Origin of the sequence: Luteibacter sp. UNCMF331Sha3.1 (assembly GCF_900109915.1) — a bacterium.
Lineage (GTDB): Bacteria > Pseudomonadota > Gammaproteobacteria > Xanthomonadales > Rhodanobacteraceae > Luteibacter.
In genome coordinates this window covers 158,585-182,082 of sequence record NZ_FOBU01000001.1, presented here as the reverse complement: position 1 = coordinate 182,082, position 23,498 = coordinate 158,585, and the positions used below count along the sequence as shown (strand labels likewise).

Sequence of the window (23,498 nt, the reverse complement as noted above, 5' to 3'; positions counted from 1 at the left end):
ACCCAAGCGACGCCGGAGCTCGGAGCGGCGAGGGTGAGGGCCGACGGCTCTTCGCGGCACGCGCAAGCCAAACGCGACGGCGAAGCCGAGCCGTCACCCCATCAAGGAACCGACCCAGTCGGCCCCGCCCCCGAGCCCTTCGACGACGACGCATCCAGCAGCTTGTCGAACGCGCTCTTGTCGATCTTCTCGATCGACAGGATCTGGCACGGCGGGTCGTCGCGCCGGACGATCTGTTCGTTGAGGCCGCCGCACATCCTCATGTCCGGTCCGGTGACGGCGCGGTCGCTGTTCGACAGGCGGAAACGGATGCCGCCGCCGAGATCGGCGCGTGGGCAATCGACGGTGGTCTTGATGCGGAAATAGTTCGGCCCGTTGGCGGCGACGAACGTGCTGCCGTCGACCACGCCCCAGCGATTGATCTCGCTGGTGCGCAGGCAGTCGCCGTAGGGCAGCTCCTTGCGGGTCGGACCGGGGGCGCAGGCGGTGAGGAGAGCGCAACCGCCTAGCAGCGAAGCGGTGAGAAGGGTTCGCATGTTCATGCCTGGGACCTCCGGTTGAGTATCACGACGTTAAGCCGGATCCGGCCCGGAATCGAGTATCCATGGGGGCTGGGTGCACTGGTCGTTAAGGTGCCGGACGGCTCCGCTCACGTCGGTTGAACGTTTGCTCCGGCATCGTTTGCGAATGACCACCGCGTCCCGGTGGGTCCGGAACCGCGTCATGACCGTCCGCCCGCTTGGCACCCCACCGACCTCATCGGCAAGCACGGATCTCCTTCAGCGTTACTCCCGCGTACGGCAGCGTACCGCGGCCCTGTGCGCGCGGCTGCGGCCCGAAGATACCGTGGTGCAGTCCATGCCGGACGCCAGCCCCACGAAGTGGCACCTCGCCCATACGACGTGGTTCTTCGAGAAATTCATCCTCGAACGGGATGCCGGTTATCGTTCGTCGAATCCGGAGTGGCACTTCCTTTTCAATTCCTATTACCAGTCCGTCGGGCCGATGCACGCGCGGCCGCATCGCGGGATGCTGACAAGGCCGGCGCTCGATGAAGTGTGGGATTACCGCGCACGCGTCGACGACGCCGTTGCCGCGCGCATCGCGCGCGACGACGACTCCATGCTGGCGACGCTGATCGAGCTGGGTTGTCAGCACGAGCAGCAGCATCAGGAGCTGTTGCTCACCGACATCAAGCACGCGTTCGCGCAGAACCCGCTCGAACCCGCCTTCGCTCCGAACGCGCCACGCGCGCTGTCGATGGCGGCACCGGCGCTGACGTACCTTCCGTTCGACGAGGGCGTCGTCGAGGTGGGTCATGCGGGCGACGGATTCCATTTCGACAACGAAGGTCCGCGCCACCGCACGTACCGGCAGGCGGGCTCGCTGGCGAACCGGCCGGTGACGAACGCCGAGTTCCTCGCGTTCATCCAGGACGGTGGCTATCGCGATCCGATGCTCTGGCTGTCGGACGGCTGGGCCGTCGTGCAGGCGGAGGGGTGGGCGCGTCCGCTGTATTGGGACGACGCACTCGAGACCGAATTCACGCTGCACGGCCGCCGCGAGATCGATCCGCACGCGCCCGTGTGCCACGTCAGCTATTTCGAAGCCGACGCGTTCGCGCGCTGGGCCGGTGCGCGACTGCCGGCCGAAACCGAATGGGAAACGCTGGCTGCGGACATTCCGGTGCAGGGCAACCTGCAGGACGCCGGCCTGTTCCACCCGCGCGCATCGACGTTCGAAACGTCGCTGGGCCAGATGTACGGCGACGTTTGGGAATGGACGATGAGCCCTTATGTCAGTTATCCGGGCTTTCGCCCGCTCGACGGTGCGCTGGGCGAGTACAACGGAAAATTCATGAACGGGCAGTGGGTGTTGCGCGGCGGCTCCTGCGCTACCCCTGCCGATCACGTTCGCGCGACGTACCGAAACTTCTTTCCTCCCCATGCCCGCTGGCAGTTCACGGGGATACGACTGGGAACCGATCGATGAGCGCTCAACCGAAAGATATCCGCGTCGACGACCGTCATCCGGATGTCGAGGACACCCTCGAGACCGTGCGTCGTGGGCTCTCCGCGCCACAGAAGAAACTGCCGTCGCGACTCTTCTACGACGAGCGCGGTTCGGCGCTGTTCGAAGCCATCTGCGAACAGCCCGAGTACTACCTGACGCGAACGGAGATCGCGATCATGCGCGATCACGCGGGCGACATCGCCGAGACGCTCGGTCCCGACGTCCGTCTCGTGGAATATGGCAGCGGCAGCGGCATCAAGACGCGCATGTTGCTTGAGCACCTCGAGACACCGGTGGCGTACGTGCCCGTGGAGATTTCGCGCAGCGCCCTGATGGAGAGCGTGGCGGACCTCGCGACGCGCTTCCCCGACGTGCCGATGCAGCCGGTGTGCGCCGACTTTACCCAGCCGTTGCGCCTGCCGGTCGCGGCGCGGTCTCCGCGTCGCACCGTCATCTACTTCCCTGGCTCGACGATCGGTAACTTCGAAGCGAAGGACGCCATCCGCATCCTCCGGCAGATGCGCGCGGAAATGAGCGAGGGCGGCGGCGTCGTGATCGGCGTCGACCTCAAGAAGGATCCGGCGCAGATCGAGGCGGCGTACAACGATGCCGCGGGTGTCACGCGGGACTTCACGCTGAACATGCTCGTACGGCTGAATCGTGAGATCGGTACCGACTTCGACATCGACGCGTTCCGTCACCGCGCGCGTTACAACGCGCTGGCCGGCCGCATCGAAACCTCGCTCGTGAGCACGAAGCGGCAGGACGTGCACGTGCGCGACGAGACCTTCGCGTTCCGCGAAGACGAGGCGATGCAGGTGGAATACAGCTGCAAGTACTCGCTCGACGATTTCGCGCAGATGGCGAACAAGGCCGGGCTGTCCGTGGAAAAGGTCTGGATGGACGAGGACCGCCGTTTCAGCGTGCAGTACCTGGTGCGGTCGAGTCCGGTGGTCTGAGGGTCGCTCTTGCAGGAGCCGCCTTGGCGGCTCCTGCATCATCAGGGATCGATCAGCCCGGTCGGGGCGCTCCCAGCGACACCAGCAGGTCCTGCGCCGTGCGGATACGCTCGACGGATCCCGGCAGTTCAAGGATCACGCGCAGCTTGTCCTGACCGTCCATCTTGAAGATGCGCGGTTGCTGCTGGATGAGCCTGATCAGCGCCATCGGATCGATGTCCGGCTTCTCGCGGAAGGTGACGCGCCCGCCGTTAGCGCCGAAATCGAGCTTGCGGATGCCGAGCGGTGTGGCCATCAGCTTGAGCTGGGCCACGGCGAACAGGCACTTGGTCTGGTCCGGCAGCAGACCGAAGCGGTCGATCATCTCCACCTGCAGCTCGCGCAGGCCATGCTCGTCGCGGGCGCTGGCGATCCGCTTGTAGAGCGTCAGGCGGGTATGCACGTCGGGGAGGTAGTCCTCCGGAATCAACGCGGGAAGGTGCAGCTCGACTTCCGTCTCGTGCTCCGACGTCAGATCGAAATCGGGCACCTTGCCCGACTTCAGCGCGCGCACGGCACGATCGAGCAGTTCGGTGTAGAGGCCGAAACCGATCTCCTGGATCTGTCCCGACTGCTCCTCGCCCAACATCTCGCCGGCGCCGCGAATCTCGAGATCGTGCGTGGCCAGCGTGAAGCCGGCGCCCAGCTCTTCGAGCGAGGCCAGTGCTTCGAGACGCTTTTCGGCGTCGGCGGTCATCGCCTTGCGATCGGGGACGATCAGGTACGCGTAGGCGCGGTGGTGCGAACGCCCCACGCGACCGCGTAGCTGGTGCAGCTGCGCGAGGCCGAAACGGTCGGCGCGATTGACGACGATGGTGTTCGCGGTGGGGATGTCGATGCCCGATTCGATGATCGTGGTCGACACCAGCACATTGAAGCGCTGGCGATGGAAGTCCGCCATCACCTGTTCCAGCTCGCGTTCCGGCATCTGTCCGTGCGCGACGCGGATGCGCGCCTCCGGCACCAGTTCGCCGAGCTCGCGCGCCGTGCGCTCGATGGACTCGACCTCGTTGTGCAGGAAGTACACCTGGCCGCCACGCGCGAGCTCGCGCTGGAGGGCCTCGCGGATCAACGCGGGCTGGTAGGTCGAGATCAGCGTGCGTACCGCGGTCCGGTGCGCGGGCGGCGTCGCGATGATCGAGAGATCGCGCAGGCCGCTCATCGCCATGTTCAGCGTGCGGGGAATCGGGGTGGCCGTGAGCGTCAGCAGGTCGACTTCCGCGCGCAGTTTCTTCAGCTGCTCCTTCTGCCGCACGCCGAAGCGTTGCTCTTCGTCGACGATCACGAGGCCCAGGTTCTTGAACCGGATGTCCGGCTGCAGCAGCTTGTGCGTGCCGACCATCACGTCGACCTGACCATCGGCGAGACGCTCGAGTGCCGCGTCGACTTCCTTCTTCGACTTGAAGCGCGAAAGCACGTCGACGCGCACCGGCCAGTCGGCGAAGCGGTCGGCGAAGTTGCGGTAGTGCTGCTGGGCCAGCAAGGTGGTGGGCACGAGCACGGCCACCTGCTTGCCGGCGGTCGCGGCCGCGAAGGCCGCGCGCAACGCCACTTCGGTCTTGCCGAAGCCGACGTCGCCGCAGACCACGCGGTCCATGGCGCGCGGCGCCGCCAGGTCGACGATGACGGCATCGATGGCGGCCTGCTGGTCGGGCGTTTCCTCGAAGGGGAACGTCGCCGCGAATTCTTCGATCATCTGCCGGTCGACGGGCAGCGACTCGCCCTGGCGCGCCTCGCGCTGCGCGTAGATCGCGAGCAGTTCGGCCGCGACATCGCGCACCTTCTCGGCCGCCTTCTTGCGCGCGCGCTCCCAGGCGTCGCCACCCAGCGAATGCAGCGGTGCGAGCTCCGGCGCGGTGCCGGTGTAGCGGCTGACGAGGCCGAGCTGCGCGACGGGGACGTAGAGCTTGTCGCCCTTGGCGTATTCGATGGTGAGGAACTCGCCGGGCATGTCGCCGACGTCGAGCGACACAAGGCCCTGATACCTGCCCACACCGTGGTCGATGTGGACGATGGGCGAGCCGATGGACAGCTCCGTCAGGTCCTTGATGATGCTTTCGGGATCGCGCGCCGCGCCGGCGCGGCGCTTGCGATCGGTGCGCACGCGCTCGCCGAAGAGCTCGCGCTCGGTCAGCACCGTCAGGGCGGGCGCCTTCAGCGCGAATCCCTGTTCGAGCGACGCGGCCGTGATCGAGAGCGGCTCGCTCCGCGCGAGGAAATCGTTCCAGCCCTCGACGCTGACCGGCTTCAGGCCGGCGCCGGCGAGCTGCTCGATGAGCGCTTCGCGACGGCCGGCGGAATCCGCGGCGATCAGCACGCGACCGGGATAGCTGGCGAGGAAGTGGCGCAGTCCGGTGCCGGGCTCCTCGCCCTTGCGGTTGAGCGGCACCTCCGGGGCGGGCAGCGTGCCGAGGTCCACGGCGTGTTCGTGGCCGGCCGGCACGACGTCGACGCGCACCTGCCTGTTGAGGCGCTCGCGGAGCTGTTCCGGCGGGAGGTATATCTCCGCGGGCGGCAGCACCGGGCGCTCGATGTCGTGCGCACGCTGGTCGTAGCGCTCGGCCGTCTGGGTCCAGAACTGTTCGGACGATTCGAGCGTGCCCTCGCCGAGGACGAACAACGCGTCGCCGGCGATGTAGTCGAAAAGCGTCTCCGTGACCGGAAAGAACAGCGGCAGGTAGTACTCGATGCCGCCCGGCGTCGTGCCTTCCTTCATGTCCTGATAGAGCGGGCAACGGCGGATGTCGATCGGGAACCGTTCGCGCAGGTTCGCGCGGAAGGTCTTCGCGGCGTCGTCCGTCAGCGGAAATTCGCGCGCGGGCAGCAGGTCGACGCTTTCGACCTGGTGCTGCGACCGCTGCGTCTCGGTGTCGAACGTGCGGATCGATTCCACCTCGTCGTCGAACAGCTCCACGCGATAGGGCTCGCTGGCGCCCATGGCGTAGATGTCGATCAGCGCGCCGCGCACGGCGAAGTCGCCCGGTTCGGCGACCTGCGGCACATTGCGATACCCGGCGGCTTCGAGCCGGCGCTGCTCGGAGGCGAGATCCAGTTTCTGACCCTTGCGCAGCACCAGGCCCGAACCCGTGATGTGCGTGCGCGGAGAGATCCGCTGCATCAGCGTGGCGACGGGCACCACCAGCACGCCACGCTTCGTGGACGGCAGGCGATAGAGAGTGGCGATGCGCTGCGAGACGACTTCGGGATGCGGGCTGAAGACGTCGTAGGGCAGGGTTTCCCAGTCCGGGAAATGCAGCACCGGAAGCTCGCCGGCGAACACGGCCAGCTCGCTTTCGAGGTTGTCGGCGCTGCGCGTGTCGCGGACCACGACGACCAGCAGGCCGTCGTGGGTACGGGCGGCCTCGGCGATCTCCAGGGCCCAGGACGAACCATGCGGCACGGCCCAGTAACGGCGGGTCTTCGCGTTGACGGGGAGCGGGGGGCGGGGAAGCGCTACGGGCATGGAATCGGACGTCGGCCTTGCGGACAAGCCGTCGATTGTACTACCCGGAAGTGAAGAGCCCGAATCGAAGCCCCTTGGGAGCGGTCCCGCAAACGTCAGTCGGTGTAATCCGGCTCGAAGAAGCTCCAGCGGACGTCCCGGAACTTCGCCTTGAAGTCGGCCTCGACGACGTTGATCGCCTCGACCATGGCGCGCGCGGTGGGCGTCGGGGCCATCTTCGCCTTCACGGCCACCATGACGTCCGTGCCCATTTGCAGGGTCAGCACGTTGTAGACGGTGTCGACTTCCGGGCGTGCTTCGAGGAACGCGAGCATGGCCGCCCGCTGGCGGGGCTCGACGCCCTGTCCGATGAGCAGGGCCTTCACCTCGCGGGCCACCGCCACGGCGACGACGATCAGCAGCACGCCAATGGCGATGGTGCCGAGGGCGTCGAAGAGCAGGTTGCCGGTGAGCATGGTCAGCAGCACGGCGATCAGCGCGAGGCAAAGACCGATCAGCGCCGCGAGGTCTTCGCCGAAGATCACGAGCAGTTCGCTCGCGCGGGTCTCGCGGAACCACTGCCACAGGCCGCGACCCTCACGCGCCTTGTTTACCTCCTGCATGCAGCCGTGCATGGAGATGCCTTCGGTGACGATCGAGAACGCCAGCACGCCCACGGCCAGCCACGCATAGCGGAGCGGCTCGGGGTGGGTGAGCTTGTGGATGCCCTCGTACACGGAAAACATGCCGCCTACGGTGAAGAGCAGGATGGCGACGAGGAATGACCAGAAATACAGCGCGCGACCCCAGCCCAGCGGATAGTCGGGCGACGGCGGACGTTTCGCCTGGCGCATGCCGAGGAGCAGCAGGCCCTGGTTGCCGCAGTCGGCCAGCGAGTGCACGGCTTCGGCGAGCATGGCGCCCGAGCCCGTGAAGACGGCCGCCACGAGCTTGGCGACGAAGATGGCGAAATTGGCCCCGAGCGCGAGGAAGATCGCGCGTTTCGAGTCGGCGTGTCCGGACATGGAATTCCCTGCGTTCGAAGGAAGGCCCACGACGTGTCCGTGCGCGGGCCGATTCGCAGGATCTTACCGTATGACGCCCACACCGACGCCGAAGCTGACGTTCGGGTGGCCGCCCGACATCTCCTTGGCCGTCCAGACGTGCGACTGGTTCACCGATACGAGCGGGAAGGTGTACTGGGCCTGCCCGACGTTGCCGGTGCGGGTGCCGTTGAGGCGGCCTGCGATGGTGACCAGCCCGCCGGCCGGGTAGTCGAGGCTCTCGACGTATCCCGGCATCGCGGCGATGAAACGCCCGTTGCCGGTGTCGTTCGATTGCGGGCGCTGCGACCCGTCGAGCGGATAGGCGAGCACTTCGATTTCGCTGTGGTCGGCGAAGTTGCGCACGTTGACGATGCGTCCGCCCCAGATCACGTCGGCCGCGCCGTAGCGTTCCGGCTCGCGCGATACCTGCGCGGGCGGTACCGCCGCGTTATTCGGCGTGGGCTTGTAGATGGGAGCGGGCGCGCAGCCGGCAAGTGCGGCGGCGAGGACGGCGGCAGGGACGGCGAGACGGGCGATGGACGGGCGCATGGGTCGGCTCCTGGCGAGTGGAGTGACTTTAGCGCCTCCGTACTGAATGGGGCGCGTGCGGCGCGTTCGCGGGAACGTCATCTTTGTTTTCGTCGACCAGCCATGTCAGCCGGTATTCGGACTGACCCGGCGTGCCCAGCAGCTTCGGCAGGAGCCTCAGCGAGTCGCGAAGGGTTTCATCGAGTTTCCACGGCGCGTTCACGATGACCATCCCCGTGCCGTTGAGGCGCAGCGGGGAGTCGTCCGGATGCAGCAGCAGTTCGACCGCGAGCACGCGCTTCGCACCGCACTTCGTCAGCCAGCGATGGAAGGGCTGGACATGGCTGCGCATCTTGATCGGGTACCACACGGCGAAGATGCCACCGGGCCACTTCGCCAGCGCCGCCTTCAGGGACTTCTCGATCTGCCGGAACTCGCCGTCCTGCGCTTCGAAGGGCGGGTCGATGAGTACGAGGCCGCGCTTTTCCTTCGGCGGAATCATCGCGTTCAGCGCTTCGTAGCCGTCGCGCTGGTGGACGTGCACGCGGGCGTCGTGGTGAAAGAGCTGGCGCAGCGCGCCGGCGTCGTCCACGCGGAGCTCGCACAGCTGGGCGCTGTCGGTGGCACGCATCATGTGCGCGGCGATCCAGGGCGACCCGGGGTAGAAGCGCAGGGAGTCGTCGCCCTCGTTGCTGGCGCGGACGATCTCGAGCCACTTCCAGAGGAGCGGCGGCAGGCCGGAGGCGGTCTTCAGCACACCGAAGCCGTCATCGGCCTCGCCCGTCTTGCGGGCTTCGGTGCCGCGCAGGTCGTAGCGACCCCGGCCGGCATGGGTGTCGATGTAGCAGAAGGGCGAGGCCTTCTGCTCCAGGGCATCGATCAGGGCCACCAGCACCATGTGCTTGAGGACATCGGCGAAGTTGCCGGCATGGTACGCGTGGCGATAATTCATCCCGGGATTATAGGGGGTCTGACCCGGGCCCGCTGCCGGCGATGTGGTTTGCCTCAGCCCACCTGACTACCGAGCCGTAGGTTGATCCCTAGCGACGTCGCCAGTTCGCGCATCGTCTCGTCGTCGCGCGACGCGGTGATCCAGCCGGCGTAGACCTCGTCGTCCGCCTCGCGGGACCACAGGGTGTATCCGTGCTCCCTCAGCTGGTCGAAGGCCCGGCCGAACAGCGCGGGGCCGTCCGTGTCCTCATGGAACTCGTCGTCGTCCGGGTCGCCGTCCCAGTCGATCGAGAGGTTCCACCGGCCGATCAGTTCGTTGATGGCCTCGACCAGCGCGCGGGTGTCGTCCATGTCGACCTCGAAACCGGCCTTCCAGTCGATCACTTGACCGACGATGCGGACCGGGTCGTCGTCGCCCTCGTCCTCGGTTCGCTCGCGCCAGTCGTTGAACTGCTGCAGGGCGCTCTCCTCGTCGCCGGGGTTGATCAGCTGGAGCAGGGCGTAGACCTGGTTTTCGACGGAGGCCTCGCCGTCCTCGTCGTCGTGGTCGAAACGATCGTCGAAATCGTCGTCTTCGTAGGAAGCCATGGGGCGGGTCCGTCGGGCAGGGGAATGCCGGGATTATCGCGCATCTCCGGCCCGAACCGGCCACGGAACGCGCCGTGGCGCCCTTCCTACCCATTTTTCTTATTGACCGGTTGCCGAAAACGCGGTGTCCTTGGTTTAGCCGTCCAATCGGCTCGGCCCGTCCATGGGCCGGCATCAAGGGGGATTACCTATGAACGCGGTTACTTTCGTACGGGCGACGGGGGTCGCCATCCTCGTGCTGGCATCCGCCGGCGCCTCGGCACGCGGCGACGAGCCGGCACCGGACTCGATCTGCAGCGTGGTCGGCACGGCCCAGCGCTATGTGGGCACGACGGTCACGGTGAGGGGGGTCGCCAGCACCGACGGCAAGGTCACCATGCTTTCCGACGCGCAGTGCGCCGCCTCGCTCAGCCTGAGCATGGACGACGCGTCCAGCCGCAAGCGCGACGTCTCGTCGTTCCGCCGCACCGTCGGCGCGAAGGGCGTACGGGCCGACGCGACCGTCTTCGGGCGCTTCAAGGCCACCGGCGACGACAAGGCGCCCTATGGCATCGACGTCTACAGCGTGCGCGACGTCAGCGAGCTGCCGACCGCCGAAGGCGGTTAAGGGGCATCCCCCGGCGCGGCGCTGGCGCGCCGCGTGGGCGATCCGCTAGGCTTCCGGGCTCCACGGCCATGCCGGGCCAGCCCCGGTCGTGCCGTACTTCCAACGGAAGCGGCGATGCAGCAGCTGGACAAGGTAAAGATCGGCGTCATCGGGCTGGGCTACGTCGGCCTGCCTCTCGCCGTCGAGTTCGGCAAGCGCTACCCGACCCTGGGCTTCGACATCGACGCGTCGCGCGTCGACGAGCTGCGCGCCGGGGCCGACCGCACGCTGGAGGTGGAAACCGAGGCCCTGCGGGCGGCTACGCGGCTGACCTTCGGCAGCGAGCTCGACGCGTTGCGCGCCTGCAACGTCTTCGTCGTCACCGTGCCCACGCCGATCGACAGCGCGAAGCGGCCGGACCTGACCCCGCTGACCCGAGCGAGCGAGACGCTTGGTGCGGTGCTGAAGCCCGGCGACGTGGTGGTGTACGAGTCGACCGTCTACCCCGGCTGCACCGAAGAAGTCTGCGTGCCGATCCTCGAGCGTGTCTCGGGTCTTGCGTTCAACCGCGATTTCTTCGTGGGCTACAGCCCCGAGCGCATCAACCCGGGCGACCGCCAGCACCGTGTCACCACGATCCGCAAGGTCACGTCCGGTTCGACGCCGGCTGCCGCCGACTTCGTCGATGCCCTCTACGCGAGCATCATCGACGCGGGTACGTACAAGGCCAGCCGCATCAAGGTCGCGGAGGCCGCCAAGGTCATCGAGAACACCCAGCGCGACCTCAACATCGCACTCGTGAACGACCTGGCCATCCTCTTCAACAAGCTCGGTATCGACACCCTCGAAGTGCTGGAAGCCGCGGGCACGAAGTGGAACTTCCTGCCGTTCCGTCCGGGCCTGGTCGGCGGCCACTGCATCGGCGTCGACCCGTATTACCTCACGCACAAGGCGCAGGAAGTCGGTCACCATCCCGACGTGATCCTCGCCGGGCGTCGCACCAACGACGGCATGGGGCCGTACATCGCCGGCGAGCTGATCCGCCTCATGGTCTGCAAGGGCCTGAACCCCGTGGGCGCGCGCGTGCTCGTGCTCGGCCTGGCGTTCAAGGAAAACTGCCCCGACCTGCGCAACACGCGCGTGGTCGACATCATCGCCTCGCTGAAGACGTACAACGCCACCATCGACGTCCACGACCCGTGGGTGGATGCCGCCGAGGCGGAGCATGAATATGGCCTGCGTCCGGTGGCGGAGCCCGATGTCGCCGGCTACGACGCGATCGTCATCGCGGTGGGCCATCGCGAATTCCACGCGCTCGGTGCCGACGGCATCCGCGCATTCGGCAAGCCGGGCGCCGTGATCTACGACGTGAAATACGTACTGCCGCGCGACGCGGTGGACGGACGACTCTAGGGGTGCGGCGATGAAGGTACTGGTGACCGGCACGGCGGGGTTCATCGGCTCGCACGTGGCCATGAGGCTGCTGGCGCGCGGCGACGAGGTCGTCGGTCTCGACAACCTCAACGACTACTACGACGTGACGCTGAAGCAGGCACGCCTCGACCGTTTTCGCGACGATCCGCGCTACACCCACGTGCACGCCGATCTCGCCGATCGCGACGCGATGGAGGCGCTGTTCGCGACGCACCGGCCGCAGCGCGTGGTGCATCTCGCCGCGCAGGCGGGCGTGCGTTACGCGGCGCAGAATCCGCACGTCTACGTGTCGAGCAACGTCACGGGGTTCCTCCATGTGCTGGAGGGCTGCCGCTCGCTCGGCGTCGAACACCTGGTGTTCGCCTCGACCAGTTCGGTCTACGGTGCCAACCGCACCATGCCGTTCTCCGAACACGATTCCGCCGAGCATCCGCTCACGCTGTATGCCGCGACGAAGAAAGCGAACGAGCAGATGGCGCATAGCTACGCGCACCTGTACGGCGTTCCCTGCACCGGTCTGCGTTTCTTCACGGTGTACGGCCCCTGGGGGCGCCCCGACATGGCGCTGTTCCTCTTCACGAAGGCGATCCTGCAGGGCGACCCCATTCCCGTGTTCAACCACGGCAGGCACCGGCGCAGCTTCACCTACGTCGACGACATCGTCGAAGGCGTGATCCGTTGCCTCGACCGCCCGCCGACCGTCGACACCGACTGGAACAGCGCCGACCCCGATCCGTCATCGAGCGGCGTGGCGCCGTTCCGCCTGTTCAACATCGGCAACGCGCAACCGGTGGAACTGCTCGACTACATCCGCCGCCTCGAGCAATGCCTCGGCCGCGAAGCGGTGATGGACCTGCTGCCGTTGCAACCGGGCGACGTGCCCGATACGGCGGCCGACGTGAGCGAACTGCAACGCGCGATCGACTACGCGCCGCAGGTGTCGGTGGAGGAGGGCGTCGATCGCTTCGTCCGCTGGTATCGCGAGTACTACCGCGTCTGAGCGACGGCGGTGGTGGGAGCCAGCAGGCTGGCTGCCACCGATCAACCGGCGAGACGGCGCAGATAGGGCGCCGTGCGGCTCTCGGCGACGCGCGCAACGTCTGCAGGCGTTCCCTGCGCCACGATACGCCCACCCGCGCTCCCCGCACCCGGCCCCACATCGATCACCCAGTCGCTGACCGCGACCACGCGCATCTCGTGCTCCACCACGACGACGGTGTTACCGGCGTCCACCAGCCCCTGCAGCTGCGCGACGAGCCGGTCGACGTCCGCCGGATGCAGGCCCGTGGTCGGTTCGTCCAGCACGTAGAAGTTGCTGCCGCGCTGCGTGCGCTGGAGTTCGGTCGCGAGCTTGATGCGCTGGGCCTCGCCGCCCGATAGCTCCGTGGCGGGTTGGCCGAGGCGCAGGTAACCGAGGCCGATGTCGCGCAGCAGGAGCAGCGGTTTCAGGACGGCCGGCTCGCCCGCGAAGAAGTCGCACGCCTCTTCGACATTGAGGCGCAGCACGTCGGCGATGTTCCTGCCGTTCCATTCGATCTTCAGCGTCTGCTCGTTGTAACGCGCGCCGTGGCAGGTGGGGCAGGGAGCGTAGACGCTCGGCATGAAGAGCAGCTCCACGCTCACGAAGCCTTCGCCTTCGCAGGTGTCGCAGCGTCCCTTCGCGACGTTGAACGAAAAGCGCCCCGCGTCGTAGCGTTTCGCCTTCGCGGCCCGGGTGCCGGCAAAGAGCTTGCGCACGTGGTCGAACAGGCCGGTGTACGTCGCGAGGTTGGAGCGCGGCGTGCGCCCGATAGGTCGCTGGTCCACCTGCACGAGGCGCGTGATCGATTCGGCGCCGGCGTGGATCCGGCCGCCACTGCGGGTCACGATGGTCGGCTCCGTGTCGCCGCCATCGTCCTCGGCCGGCGGCAGTTCGTGGCCGAGATGGTCGCCGAGCAATTCGACGAGCGCCTGGCTGACGAGGCTCGATTTGCCCGAGCCCGAAATCCCGGTGACGGCCGTGAAGGTTCCCAGCGGAAAGGCGACGTCGAGGTTCGAGAGGTTGTTCCGCGTGATGCCGCGGAGTTCGAGCCAGCCTTTCGGCGTGCGCGGGTCGCGCGTCGCCGTCGCGTGGTCCGCGAAGAGATAACGCGCCGTGTGGGAGCCGCGCACGGTGGCGAGGCCGTCGGGCGGCCCGCTGTAGAGGATGCGGCCGCCGCGCTCGCCGGCATCCGGGCCGACATCGACCAGCCAGTCCGCGCGACGCATCACGTCGAGGTCGTGCTCGACGACGAAGATGGTGTTGCCGGATCGCTTCAGTTGTTCCAGCGCGGCGAGCAGCGCCTCGCCATCGGCGGGGTGCAGGCCGGCGGACGGTTCGTCGAGCACGTAGACCACGCCGAACAGGTTCGAACGGATCTGCGTCGCGAGTCGCAGGCGCTGCAGTTCGCCGGGCGACAGCGTCGGGCTGCCGCGGTCCATCGACAGATAACCGAGGCCCAGCGCCTGCAGGGTGGCGATGCGCGACATGAGGTCCTGCGCGATACGTTGTGCCGCGATGCGTTTCTCTTCCGACAGGTTCGGTGTGCGGCGCACGTCGGAGGATCCTTCGTGCGATGCGCCGCCAGCGGCGATGCGCCGTGCCGTCGCCGCCTTGCCCGCGGCGCGGCTCCGCGCCTTGCCGGTGGCCGCCGTATCGAAGCGCCCTTCGGCGGCCGGTCGCAATGTCTCGGCCAGGTCGTCGAACGACATCGCGGCGAGCGTGCCGATATCCACGCCGGCGAACGTGACCGAGAGGGCCTCCTTCTTCAGGCGCTTGCCGTCGCAGACGGGGCACACGCTGCCGATCATGTAGCGTGACACGCGCTTTTTCATCAACGGGCTCTGCGTCGTGGCGAACGTGTGCAGCACGTAGCGCCGCGCGCCCATGTAGGTGCCCATGTAGCTCGGTTCGGTCTTGCGCTTCAGCGCGGCGCGCGTCTCGGCCGGCGTGAAACCCGCATAGACCGGTACGACCGGTTGCTCCTCGGTGAAGAGGATCCAGTCGCGCTGCTTCTTCGGCAGGTCGCGCCACGGGATGTCCACGTCGTACCCGAGCGTGACCAGGATGTCGCGCAGGTTCTGTCCATGCCATGCGGGCGGCCAGGACGCGATGGCACGCTCGCGGATCGTCAGCGACGGGTCCGGCACCATGGTCTTTTCCGTGACCTCGTAGACCTTGCCCAGGCCATGGCAGTGCGGACACGCACCCTGCGGCGTGTTGGGCGAGAAGTCTTCGGCGAAGAGCATCGGCTGGTTCGGCGGATACGTCCCCGCGCGCGAATAGAGCATGCGCACGAGGCTCGACAGCGTGGTGACGCTGCCCACCGACGATCGCGTGCCCGGCGTGCCGCGCTGCTGCTGGAGCGCCACGGCCGGCGGCAGGCCCTCGATATCGTCGACGTCCGGCACGCCCACCTGATCGATCAGGCGCCGCGCGTAAGGCGCCACCGATTCGAAATAGCGCCGCTGCGCCTCGGCGTACAGCGTGCCGAACGCGAGCGACGATTTGCCGGAGCCGGATACGCCGGAGAATACGACCAGCGCGTCGCGCGGGATGTCGACATCGATGTCCTTGAGGTTGTGTTCGCGCGCGCCACGCACGCGGACGAATCCCTGAGGTGCAGCCGCTCGTTCCGATCGTTTGCTCATCGGGCGATTATCGCCGGGCGGCTGCATGCGTCGCGTTTCGATATATTCAACCAGATGGTTGACTATTAGTCTCCCAGAGGCGTATGTTCAACCACATGGTTGAATCAGACGCACCCCAGCTCGATCCGGTCTTCCACGCCCTGAGCGACCGCACACGGCGGCGGATGCTCCGCGCCCTGGCCGACGGTGATCGAACCGTCGGCGAGCTCGCGGACCCGTTCGAGATGTCGCTCGCGGCGGCCTCCAAGCACATCAAGGTGCTGGAGCAGGCGGGCCTCATCCAGCGGGAAGTCCGCGGGCGCGTCCATGTATGCCGGCTCGATCCGGGGCCGCTCGCCAGCGTGCAGGAGTGGCTGGCGTTCTACGAGCGCTTCTGGACCGGCCGGCTCGACGTGCTCGACCGGCTGCTTCGCGCAACCGATGCGGGCAAGACCAAGACGAGATCACCCCGAGGGAGCGAGTCATGAGCGTTTCGGATACCAGCGATACCTACGGCACACTGATCGAACCGACGACCCTGCGCATCCAGCGGGTGCTTCCGGGGCCGATCGAGCGTGTCTGGGCCTATCTGACCCAGAGCGATCTTCGTCGGCAGTGGTTGGCGGCAGGCGACATGACGATGGCCGTCGGCAGCGAGTTCGAACTCGTCTGGCGCAACGACGAACTGACGACGCCACCCGGCAAGCGGCCCGAAGGCTTCGAAGACGACCATCGCATGACATCCGTCATCACGGAGCTGGACCCGCCGCGTCGACTGGCCTACACATGGGGCAACACCGGCGGCGTGTCGTTCGAACTCGAAGCCAGGGGCGATCAGGTGCTGCTGACCCTGATCCATCGTCGCGTCGCCGAACGCACCACGCGCCTCTATGTCAGCGCCGGATGGCACATGCACCTCGCCGTACTCGCGGCCCGCCTGTCGGGCACCGAACCCGAGCCGTTCTGGGATGGCTGGCTGGCGCTGAAAGAAGAGTACGACACGCGGCTTCCGTGAGGACAGGGGCGTGCGTTGGCCTTCGCGGCGAGCTCCGATTGAGGGCTTGCCGCGAGCACCCAATCGCGGCCGAGGCCGCTCCCACACGGGCGGACAGGAATCGCCAAGCCAGCCGGCGAGGGCGCATGCGTTTCTTCTTTCTCCGAACCTGCACGGCACAGCGGAGAACGCCTCGTGATCCCACGATTCACCGACCACTCGGCCAACGAGCGCACGTACCTCGCGTGGGTGCGTACCGCGATCGCCGTGATGGCCTTCGGCTTCCTGATCGAGCGTTTCGACCTGTTCATCGCGTTCGCGGCGCGGAGCGACGCGCACGCCGTGCCGACGTTGCACGTCCGTATGTCCGAGATCGTCGGGCTGGGGCTGATCCTCGTCGGTGCGTTGATGACGTTGCTCGCCACGCATCGTTACCGCCGCAATCGCCAGCTCATCGCCGAAGAAGAACTGCACGAATATTCGGGTGCGGGGCCGGAACGCGTGCTGGCGACGCTCGTGGTCATCGTCGCGATCTTTCTCGTGGGTTACGTGGCCCAGCAGCTCATCGTGCTGAGCTGAACGCGCGAGAGGCGTCGGGTCAGAGGTCGAGCTCGATGGCCGCTTTCGGCCGCGCGCAGCACAGCAGCACCTGTCCCGGATCGGGCGGGGCCAGCGGTTCCGGTGCGTACGTCACGTCGCCATCGAGCATGGGCGTCTGGCAGTTGTGGCAGACGCCCGTGCGGCACGACCAGCGCACCGGGACGTCGCAGGCTTCCGCCAGTTCCAGCAGCGAGGCGAACCGATCCTGCCATGGCACCGTGAGGCGGCTGCGGGCGAACGTCACCGAAGGTCCGCCGCCTTGCTCGCCTTCGGGCGCGTGGGGAGGGCGTGACGTGCGGGCATCGAGGCCGGGCGCGAACGCGTCGAGCGACCCGAACGTCTCCTGATGGATCGCGGCGGGCGACGCGCCCGCGTTCCGGAGCGCCGTGCCCATGGCGGTCATCATGGCATCGGGCCCGCAGACGTAGAACGCCGCGTCGAGGGGCACGCCCTCCCTCGTGAGGACGTCGAGCGTCAGGCGACCGGCGTGTTCGAAGGCGACGCCGGGCACGTCCGCTTCCGACGGCGCGCTGAAGAAACGAAGCCGGCGCGCCCGTGGCGCCGAGGCGAGCAGCGTCTCCACTTCGTCGTTGAAGGGCAGGTGGGCGCCGTCGCGAACGGCCTGAATCCACCAGACCGGGGCGCGCCGCGTCGCGTCGCCGCAGACCGCGCGAAGCATGGACAGCATTGGCGTGACACCCACGCCGGCCGCCACGAGGACCACCGGGCGGTCGTCGGACTCGAGCAGGAACGTGCCGCGTGGCGCACTCGTGTCGAGCGAATCGCCCACCGCGAGGTGATCGTGCAGCCATGCGCTGACGCCACCCTCGATGCGCTTCACGCCGATGCGATACGTGCCCGGTGGACCGCCGCACAGCGAATACATGCGAACCGACACCTGGCCGGTCGTGGCGTGGCGCAGGCGAACCGCCACGTGCTGGCCGGGCAGCTCGCGCGGCAACGGCGTGCCGTCGGGCGCGCCGAGCACGAACGCGCAGATGTCGGAACCCGTTGGCGTGCGCGACAGCAGCCGAAGGCCGCGAAACCCCGGCCACGCGGGTGTGGACACCTCGACGGCGGGCGTGTTCAGGTAACCGCGAAACGAGCCCCGCCAGCCTTCGCTCAGTGCCGGTATCGCGATGGCGCGTTCGAGCAGGTCGCGCGGGCGCGGTTCGCGGTAGAGCAGGGTGTCGATGTCGGCGACACTCATACGCGTCGCGGCCGTGGCGACGCGTGCGATCGTGTCTCCCGCGCATATCGTGCCCTGCCGGATCACACGCATGTAGAAACCCGGTCGGCGATGGGCGACGAGCAGGGCAGGCATGTCGTGCCGTTTGAGCCGCGCGCCGAGCTTGTAGCAGGTGACACGCGGCTGGGTCACCTCGAACACGGCGCTGCCGATCGCGAAACGATCGCCGATCGCGACCTCTTCGTCGGATAAGCCGTCGACGGTCAGGTTTTCCCCGAACCCGCCGGGCTCGAGATCGTCCCGTTGCAGGAACGCGGCCCAGTGTCGGTACGACGCCATCTGGTAGACCAGCACCGCGCGATGCTCCCCGCCATGACCCATGCGATCGGCCTGATCGTCGCCCGCCAGGTTGATCGCACCGACGGCGACGGGACCGTCCACCGGGCGTTTGTCGATACCGCTCGGCACGCGCCGTCCGCCCCAGTCGAGATCGCGCACGCCACCTACGTTGACGGAGACGAGAATCGCCATGATTCACCCCATTGCCGACGTCGCAGGGTAGGCCGGATCGGGGGCGGCGGGCTAGTGAAAACCCACCGCGTGCGCCGCGGTCACGCGTCGAGCAGGGCCGCTAGCGCCGGCGTCAGCACGGCGGCGAGGCGATCCGGAGACGACGCGTCGAGCGCGCCGAGGCCGACCATCTGACGCATGAACTGGAAGCCGGCGATGAGCGACAGCGCGACCGCCGCGCGCTCCGCCGCATCGGTGGCGTCGACGGTGCTCGCCAGCCGTCGCTGCTGATGTCGCTCGATCTGCTCGCGACAGATCGCGACGGCGCGCGGATTGCCGGACGACCTGAGCAGGATGAGGAATCCTTCGAGGCGCAACCCGTCGCCGGTGGTTTCGGCGATAAGCACCTCTGCCAGGTCGTGAGCCCGCGTCGGCGACGCGAGGACATCGTCGCGGAGGATCTGCGGGTCGGCGAACGTCACCGCCACCGCCTCGGTGAAGAGGGCTTCCTTCGACCCGAAGTAGCGATTGACGAGCATCGCCGTCACGCCGGCCTGTTCGGCGATGTCGCGCACCCCGGCACCGTCGTACCCGCGGGCGGCGAAAGCCCGTCGCGCCGACATCAGGATGGCGGCGCGCGTCGCGGCGGCGTCGCGGCGTCTAACGGGTGCGTCGTTCGTCATGGCTTCCTCAAGTAAACAGCTGTAGACATAGGTCGCTCGGTAAGTATACTAGTGTATACATATCGACCGGGCTCCCGTATGGATCTGAAACTCGCAGGTAAGACCGCACTCGTCACGGGCAGCAGCTCCGGCATCGGTGCAGCCATCGCGCTGGCACTCGCCCGGGAGGGTGTCGCCGTCGTCGTACACGGTCGTCATCGGCAACGCGCCGAAGCGGTGGTCGCAGCGATCGAAGGTGCGGGCGGGACGGCGGCGTTGTGCCTCGGCGACCTGGCCGTGCCCGGCCAAGCGGAAGCGATGGTCCACGAAGCACGCGCGGCCTTCGGCACGATCGACATCCTGGTGAACAACGTCGGCGGATCCAGCGACGTGTCGCATCCCGACTGGTTTGGTGCTTCGCTCGACGAGTGGGCCGATAACTATGGTTCCAACACGCTGGCGGCCGTGCGGTTGATCAAGGCATTCGTGCCGGCGATGCGCGATAAAAGTTGGGGGCGCGTCATCCAGATCTCGTCGCGCAACGCCATTTCGCCCCACCATCAGTTCGCCGCCTACGGCGCCGCGAAGGCCGCGCTGAACAACCTGACGCTAAGCCTCTCGAAATCGCTGGAGGGCAGCGGCGTCACGGCCAATGCGATCATGCCGGGACTGATCTACACACCGCAGCTCGACGAATGGTTCGCGATGACGGCACGGCAGCTCGGGAGCGAGGATCCGAATGTCGGCAGGGCGCACATCCTTCGCAACGTCGTGAAACAGACCGTGCACCGGACGGGCATGCCCGACGACATCGCGTTCGTGACCTGCATGCTCGCCAGCCCGCTGAACGACTTCATGACGGGAACGATATTCCGTGTCGATGGCGGCGCGACGCCGACACTCTGATCGGCGCGCGTCGCCTTACGCTCACGGAGTCAGCACCACCTTCCGGCAGTCTTCTTCCTTCTTGTCGAAGATCTCGTAGCCGCGTGCCGCATCGGCGAGCTTCATGCGGTGCGAGATGATGATGTCGGGCTGCAGCTTGCCTTCTTCGATGAACTCCAGCAGCTCGGGCAGGAATTTCTGGACGTGCGTCTGCCCCATCGCCAGGGTCAGGCCCTTGTCGAAGGCGTCGCCGATCAGGAAGGCGTGGATGAAACCCGCGTACACGCCCGGAATGCTCACGACACCGCCGCGCCGCGTCGCGCTGATGCACTGACGGACGACTTCGCCGGAGCTCGTTTCGAGCTTCAGCGTGCTCAGCACGGTTTCGGTCGTGCTGCCCTTTGCCTCGAAACCGACGGCGTCGATCGACGCGTCGACGCCGCGACCGGCCGTCTGTTCGAGGATGAATTCCGACGGATCGACGTGACCGAAGTCGACGGGGATCACGTCGAACGCGGTGACGGCGAAGTCCAGACGATACGGCTCGGAGTCGACCATGAAGATGCGCTCGGCGCCGAGCATGCGGGCACAGGCGGCGGCCATGAGGCCGACGGGTCCGGCACCGAAGATCGCCACGCTGGAGCCCCGTCCGATCTTCGCGTTGAGCACCGCCTGGTAGCCGGTGGGAAGAATGTCGGACAGGAACAGCACGCGCTCGTCCGCGAGACTGCCCGGCACCTTGAAGGGACCCACGTTCGCCTTCGGTACGCGCACGAACTCCGCCTGACCGCCGGGTACGCCGCCGTAGAGGTGCGAATAGCCGAACAGCGCGGCCGGCGGCGTCATCTTCGCGCGCTTGCGCAAGCTGGCACCCTGATCCGGATTGGTGGTTTCGCACGCCGCGAAGAGATCGTTCTCGCAGAAGAAACACTTGCCGCATGCGATGACAAAGGGAATCACGACGCGATCGCCGACACGGACGTTCGTCACGTCGGGGCCGGCTTCTTCGACGATGCCCATGAACTCGTGGCCGAAGATGTCGCCGTGTTTCGTTTCGGGGATCTTGCCGTGGTAGAGGTGAAGGTCGGAGCCGCAGATCGCGGTGGCCGTCACGCGAAGCAGTACGTCGTCGCCGGCCAGGATCGTCGGATCGGGCATGGTCTCGACGCGAACGTCCTTGGAACCGTGATAGGTGAGTGCCTTCATCGTCGTCTCCGGGGAAAGCCACATCGTGGCCCCGGCGATCTGAAGAGGGGGTGGGGACAGGACCCCGATTTCGTGCGCCGCCCTTCACGGTCGTTTACGACCGCGCACACGCCGGCCGGGCGATGCTGCCATCGAACACCACGCGGAGAACACTCACATGGCCGACCAGACCCACAAACCCCAATCGGGCGACCGCAACGACAACGACGTCGCGAATCAGGACAAGCCGCAGCAGGACAAGCGCGACAAGGCCATCAAGGAGGGCGAGGAAAAGATGGACAAGGCATCGAAGCGGGACGAGGGCGTGCGCTGACGTCCCGCTTCGATACGATGCTTACGGCCTGGCGCCGGCCTGGATCACCGCTTCGTTGATCGCGCGCACCTTGGCCTCGTCCAGCTTCTCGACCTTGCGGTCGTAGGTGTACAGGCCGTTGTGCTCGCCCTCGACGTCCGTGATCTGCGTGTACACGCTACCGGACATCCCGACGACCATGCCCTTGTCGCGCAACACGGCGGTGTTGGCGACATAGCCATCGGTCAGTGCCTGGCTGTCCTTCACTTCGCCATAGGGATTGATGGCCGTGTTGGGCCAGAGGTGGCCGGGCACGCCCAGCGTCAGTCCGCCATGCTCGCCATCCATCGAGGCACGGGTGGCATCGGGCTTCGGCAGGCCGGGGCCCTGGTAGTCGTGGACATCGTAGACGTCGCCCGCCTTCGGGTCGCCCTTCGTGTCGCAGCAGTTCAGGCCGCTGCGTGCATTGACGATGCGCGAGGGATCCAGCTTCTTGATCTGCGCCGCCAGTTCGGCCGCGGCGGGGATGCTCCACTGGCCCCAGCCTTCGTTGAATGGGATCCAGCCCACGATCGACGTCTCACCCTTCAGCTGCTCCACGATCGACGTCACGTCGGCACGGAAGCCGGCCTTGTCCGCATCCGTGAGCTTCTCGTTGTGGCCGTTGGGAAGGGAGGGCATGTCCTGCCAGACCATCAGGCCGAGGCGGTCGGTCCAGTAGTACCAGCGCGCCGGCTCCACCTTGATGTGCTTGCGGATGGTGTTGAAGCCGAAGTCCTTCGTCTTCTGCACGTCGAACTTCAGCGCCGCGTCGGTGGGCGCCGTGTGCAGGCCGTCGGGCCAGTAGCCCTGATCGAGTGTCGCGAGCAGGAACGTCGGCTTGCCGTTGAGCACGATGCGGTTGCGGCCTCCCACCTTCTGGATCGCGATCGTGCGCATGCCGGCGTAGCTGGTGACCTCGTCGTGCTGGCTGCCGTTCGAGAGCGTGGCCTTGAAGGTATAGAGAAACGGGTCGTCCGGCGTCCACAGGTGCGGCTTGTCGATCGCGAGCTTCAGCGGTTTGCCGGCCGGGCCATTCGCCTCGCCGACGGGCTTGCCGTCGGCGAAGGCCGTGACGTGCAGCATGGCCTTCGCCGCGTCGCCCTGCACGCGCGGGGTCACCGTGAACGCGTCGAGGCCGGTCGCCGGCGTGAACGTCAGCTGCGCGAGACGCGTGGCCGCGACGGGCTCGATCCACACCGTCTGCCAGATGCCCGAGGCCGCCGTGTAGAAGATGCCTTCGGGCTTCAGGCGCTGCTTGCCGACCATCACGTTCTCGCTGTCGACGGGCGCATGCACCGCGACGACGATTTCCTGCGGGCCGCCCGGTCGCAGGGCGGACGTGATGTCCGCGCTGAACGACGTGTAGCCACCCTTGTGCTTGGCGACCTGCTTGCCGTTGACGTAGACGGTGGCTTCCTGCGCCACCGCACCGAAGTTCAGCTGCACGTGCTGGCCGTTCGCCGTAAAAGCGGCGGGCACGTCGACCATCTTCCGGTAGACCATGAAGTCCGCGTGCTTCTGCACGCCCGAAAGCACCGACTCGATGGGATAAGGCACCAGTACCTTGTCCTTCAGCGCCTGGCCGAAGACCGGCTTCGCGTCGCTCGTCGTCGCCGAGAATTCCCACAGGCCGTTGAGGTTGAGCCACTGCGGGTGCTCGAGCGACGGACGGGCCAGTTGTGGCCGCGGGTATTCGGGCAGGGCGTTGTCCGGGGAGACCTCGGCCGTCCACGGCGTGGCGAGCGGTGGCGTCATGCCGTTCCACACCGCCGGCTTGTCGGCCGCCATCGCCATCGAGGTCAGGCCCATCGCCAGCGCGAGACCGACGCACGTGCTCACGCCTTTCCGTTTCATCGTGTTCTTCATCCGTTACGTCCTTATCGA

General features: G+C 67.1%; 21 protein-coding genes. 10 read left to right on the top strand and 11 right to left on the bottom strand.

Translation table 11 applies throughout. The features are described 5' to 3' along the window. Positions 1 to 101: 101 nt before the first annotated feature. A complete protein-coding gene (locus tag BMX32_RS00705; protein ID WP_089973926.1) occupies positions 102 to 542 on the bottom strand; it encodes a DUF6491 family protein in 441 nt (146 codons plus the stop codon). A gap of 181 nt (positions 543 to 723) precedes the next feature. Here BMX32_RS00705 and egtB point away from each other — a divergent pair, with 181 nt between their 5' ends. Together egtB and egtD are read left to right on the top strand one after the other, a co-directional pair. Continuing rightward, entirely contained in the window at positions 724 to 1,992 is a 1,269-nt protein-coding gene (gene egtB / locus BMX32_RS00700; RefSeq protein WP_089973925.1) for an ergothioneine biosynthesis protein EgtB, read from the top strand. Then, positions 1,989 to 2,972, top strand: a complete 984-nt coding sequence (gene egtD / locus BMX32_RS00695; protein WP_089973924.1) for an L-histidine N(alpha)-methyltransferase — start codon at positions 1,989 to 1,991, stop codon at positions 2,970 to 2,972. The genes egtB and egtD overlap by 4 nt, the downstream gene beginning before the upstream one ends. Positions 2,973 to 3,024: 52 nt before the next feature. Here egtD and mfd read toward each other — a convergent pair whose 3' ends face one another. The 5 genes from mfd to BMX32_RS00670 all read right to left on the bottom strand — a co-directional run bounded on the left by mfd (position 3,025) and on the right by BMX32_RS00670 (position 9,566). Next, complete coding sequence (gene mfd, locus BMX32_RS00690) at positions 3,025 to 6,474, bottom strand: transcription-repair coupling factor (RefSeq protein ID WP_089973923.1); 3,450 nt, start codon at positions 6,472 to 6,474, stop codon at positions 3,025 to 3,027. A gap of 95 nt (positions 6,475 to 6,569) precedes the next feature. Then, positions 6,570 to 7,478 (bottom strand): cation diffusion facilitator family transporter, encoded by a 909-nt coding sequence (locus BMX32_RS00685; RefSeq protein ID WP_089973922.1) that lies wholly within the window; start codon positions 7,476 to 7,478, stop codon positions 6,570 to 6,572. Between the two features lie 63 nt (positions 7,479 to 7,541). Beyond that, positions 7,542 to 8,048, bottom strand: a complete 507-nt coding sequence (locus BMX32_RS00680) for a Slp family lipoprotein (RefSeq protein ID WP_089973921.1) — start codon at positions 8,046 to 8,048, stop codon at positions 7,542 to 7,544. Between the two features lie 28 nt (positions 8,049 to 8,076). After that, positions 8,077 to 8,979, bottom strand: coding sequence for a 23S rRNA (adenine(2030)-N(6))-methyltransferase RlmJ (gene rlmJ, locus BMX32_RS00675; RefSeq protein WP_089973920.1), 903 nt, complete (start codon positions 8,977 to 8,979; stop codon positions 8,077 to 8,079). Between the two features lie 53 nt (positions 8,980 to 9,032). Next, positions 9,033 to 9,566 carry a DUF6630 family protein gene (locus BMX32_RS00670; RefSeq protein WP_089973919.1) on the bottom strand — a complete coding sequence of 178 codons (534 nt, stop codon included), beginning with the start codon at positions 9,564 to 9,566 and terminating at the stop codon, positions 9,033 to 9,035. Between the two features lie 190 nt (positions 9,567 to 9,756). Between BMX32_RS00670 and BMX32_RS00665 the strand changes: the two genes are divergently transcribed. From BMX32_RS00665 to BMX32_RS00655, 3 genes are all read left to right on the top strand, one after another. Continuing rightward, a complete protein-coding gene (locus tag BMX32_RS00665) occupies positions 9,757 to 10,173 on the top strand; it encodes a hypothetical protein (protein WP_089973918.1) in 417 nt (138 codons plus the stop codon). A 114-nt stretch (positions 10,174 to 10,287) separates the two neighbouring features. Continuing rightward, entirely contained in the window at positions 10,288 to 11,565 is a 1,278-nt protein-coding gene (gene tviB / locus BMX32_RS00660; protein ID WP_089973917.1) for a Vi polysaccharide biosynthesis UDP-N-acetylglucosamine C-6 dehydrogenase TviB, read from the top strand. Positions 11,566 to 11,575: 10 nt separating this feature from the next. Further along, positions 11,576 to 12,586, top strand: coding sequence for an NAD-dependent epimerase (locus BMX32_RS00655; RefSeq protein WP_089973916.1), 1,011 nt, complete (start codon positions 11,576 to 11,578; stop codon positions 12,584 to 12,586). Between the two features lie 41 nt (positions 12,587 to 12,627). On the opposite strand, the gene BMX32_RS00650 is transcribed toward BMX32_RS00655, so the two are convergent. Then, entirely contained in the window at positions 12,628 to 15,255 is a 2,628-nt protein-coding gene (locus BMX32_RS00650) for an excinuclease ABC subunit UvrA (RefSeq protein ID WP_211664162.1), read from the bottom strand. A gap of 83 nt (positions 15,256 to 15,338) precedes the next feature. Here BMX32_RS00650 and BMX32_RS00645 point away from each other — a divergent pair, with 83 nt between their 5' ends. From BMX32_RS00645 to BMX32_RS00635, 3 genes are all read left to right on the top strand, one after another. Beyond that, positions 15,339 to 15,722 (top strand): ArsR/SmtB family transcription factor, encoded by a 384-nt coding sequence (locus BMX32_RS00645; RefSeq protein ID WP_244511354.1) that lies wholly within the window; start codon positions 15,339 to 15,341, stop codon positions 15,720 to 15,722. Further along, a complete protein-coding gene (locus BMX32_RS00640) occupies positions 15,719 to 16,249 on the top strand; it encodes an SRPBCC family protein (RefSeq protein ID WP_089973914.1) in 531 nt (176 codons plus the stop codon). Before BMX32_RS00645 ends, BMX32_RS00640 begins: the two co-directional genes overlap by 4 nt. Positions 16,250 to 16,423: 174 nt before the next feature. Next, positions 16,424 to 16,807 carry a YidH family protein gene (locus BMX32_RS00635; RefSeq protein WP_089973913.1) on the top strand — a complete coding sequence of 128 codons (384 nt, stop codon included), beginning with the start codon at positions 16,424 to 16,426 and terminating at the stop codon, positions 16,805 to 16,807. Between the two features lie 19 nt (positions 16,808 to 16,826). Here the strand turns inward: BMX32_RS00635 and BMX32_RS00630 are convergent, their stop codons facing one another. After that, positions 16,827 to 18,548: an MOSC and FAD-binding oxidoreductase domain-containing protein gene (locus tag BMX32_RS00630; RefSeq protein ID WP_089973912.1), complete on the bottom strand. Its 1,722-nt coding sequence runs from the start codon at positions 18,546 to 18,548 to the stop codon at positions 16,827 to 16,829. An 80-nt stretch (positions 18,549 to 18,628) separates the two neighbouring features. Next, positions 18,629 to 19,210, bottom strand: coding sequence for a TetR/AcrR family transcriptional regulator (locus BMX32_RS00625; protein ID WP_089973911.1), 582 nt, complete (start codon positions 19,208 to 19,210; stop codon positions 18,629 to 18,631). A 78-nt stretch (positions 19,211 to 19,288) separates the two neighbouring features. Between BMX32_RS00625 and BMX32_RS00620 the strand changes: the two genes are divergently transcribed. Then, positions 19,289 to 20,095: an SDR family NAD(P)-dependent oxidoreductase gene (locus tag BMX32_RS00620; RefSeq protein ID WP_089973910.1), complete on the top strand. Its 807-nt coding sequence runs from the start codon at positions 19,289 to 19,291 to the stop codon at positions 20,093 to 20,095. A gap of 21 nt (positions 20,096 to 20,116) precedes the next feature. Here BMX32_RS00620 and BMX32_RS00615 read toward each other — a convergent pair whose 3' ends face one another. After that, the gene (locus BMX32_RS00615; protein WP_089973909.1) at positions 20,117 to 21,280 is read right to left on the bottom strand and encodes a zinc-dependent alcohol dehydrogenase; all 1,164 of its coding nucleotides are present in this window, start codon (positions 21,278 to 21,280) and stop codon (positions 20,117 to 20,119) included. Positions 21,281 to 21,437: 157 nt separating this feature from the next. On the opposite strand from BMX32_RS00615, the gene BMX32_RS18580 reads away from it, so the two are divergent. Then, entirely contained in the window at positions 21,438 to 21,593 is a 156-nt protein-coding gene (locus BMX32_RS18580) for a hypothetical protein (RefSeq protein ID WP_170843526.1), read from the top strand. Positions 21,594 to 21,614: 21 nt separating this feature from the next. On the opposite strand, the gene BMX32_RS00610 is transcribed toward BMX32_RS18580, so the two are convergent. Continuing rightward, positions 21,615 to 23,480, bottom strand: coding sequence for a glycoside hydrolase family 2 protein (locus tag BMX32_RS00610; protein ID WP_211664161.1), 1,866 nt, complete (start codon positions 23,478 to 23,480; stop codon positions 21,615 to 21,617). Positions 23,481 to 23,498 lie beyond the last annotated feature (18 nt).

Excerpts from the sequence above, each read along its gene's own strand:
- BMX32_RS00680 (WP_089973921.1), bottom strand. The coding sequence starts at position 8,048 with ATGCGCCCGTCCATCGCCCGTCTCGCCGTCCCTGCCGCCGTCCTCGCC.
- BMX32_RS18580 (WP_170843526.1), top strand. The coding sequence starts at position 21,438 with ATGGCCGACCAGACCCACAAACCCCAATCGGGCGACCGCAACGACAAC.
- mfd (WP_089973923.1), bottom strand. The coding sequence starts at position 6,474 with ATGCCCGTAGCGCTTCCCCGCCCCCCGCTCCCCGTCAACGCGAAGACC.
- BMX32_RS00620 (WP_089973910.1), top strand. The coding sequence starts at position 19,289 with ATGGATCTGAAACTCGCAGGTAAGACCGCACTCGTCACGGGCAGCAGC.
- tviB (WP_089973917.1), top strand. The coding sequence starts at position 10,288 with ATGCAGCAGCTGGACAAGGTAAAGATCGGCGTCATCGGGCTGGGCTAC.
- rlmJ (WP_089973920.1), bottom strand. The coding sequence starts at position 8,979 with ATGAATTATCGCCACGCGTACCATGCCGGCAACTTCGCCGATGTCCTC.
- BMX32_RS00685 (WP_089973922.1), bottom strand. The coding sequence starts at position 7,478 with ATGTCCGGACACGCCGACTCGAAACGCGCGATCTTCCTCGCGCTCGGG.
- BMX32_RS00645 (WP_244511354.1), top strand. The coding sequence starts at position 15,339 with ATGTTCAACCACATGGTTGAATCAGACGCACCCCAGCTCGATCCGGTC.
- BMX32_RS00625 (WP_089973911.1), bottom strand. The coding sequence starts at position 19,210 with ATGACGAACGACGCACCCGTTAGACGCCGCGACGCCGCCGCGACGCGC.
- BMX32_RS00630 (WP_089973912.1), bottom strand. The coding sequence starts at position 18,548 with ATGGCGATTCTCGTCTCCGTCAACGTAGGTGGCGTGCGCGATCTCGAC.
- BMX32_RS00670 (WP_089973919.1), bottom strand. The coding sequence starts at position 9,566 with ATGGCTTCCTACGAAGACGACGATTTCGACGATCGTTTCGACCACGAC.
- BMX32_RS00665 (WP_089973918.1), top strand. The coding sequence starts at position 9,757 with ATGAACGCGGTTACTTTCGTACGGGCGACGGGGGTCGCCATCCTCGTG.
- egtD (WP_089973924.1), top strand. The coding sequence starts at position 1,989 with ATGAGCGCTCAACCGAAAGATATCCGCGTCGACGACCGTCATCCGGAT.
- egtB (WP_089973925.1), top strand. The coding sequence starts at position 724 with ATGACCGTCCGCCCGCTTGGCACCCCACCGACCTCATCGGCAAGCACG.
- BMX32_RS00610 (WP_211664161.1), bottom strand. The coding sequence starts at position 23,480 with ATGAAGAACACGATGAAACGGAAAGGCGTGAGCACGTGCGTCGGTCTC.
- BMX32_RS00655 (WP_089973916.1), top strand. The coding sequence starts at position 11,576 with ATGAAGGTACTGGTGACCGGCACGGCGGGGTTCATCGGCTCGCACGTG.
- BMX32_RS00615 (WP_089973909.1), bottom strand. The coding sequence starts at position 21,280 with ATGAAGGCACTCACCTATCACGGTTCCAAGGACGTTCGCGTCGAGACC.
- BMX32_RS00640 (WP_089973914.1), top strand. The coding sequence starts at position 15,719 with ATGAGCGTTTCGGATACCAGCGATACCTACGGCACACTGATCGAACCG.
- BMX32_RS00705 (WP_089973926.1), bottom strand. The coding sequence starts at position 542 with ATGAACATGCGAACCCTTCTCACCGCTTCGCTGCTAGGCGGTTGCGCT.
- BMX32_RS00650 (WP_211664162.1), bottom strand. The coding sequence starts at position 15,255 with ATGAGCAAACGATCGGAACGAGCGGCTGCACCTCAGGGATTCGTCCGC.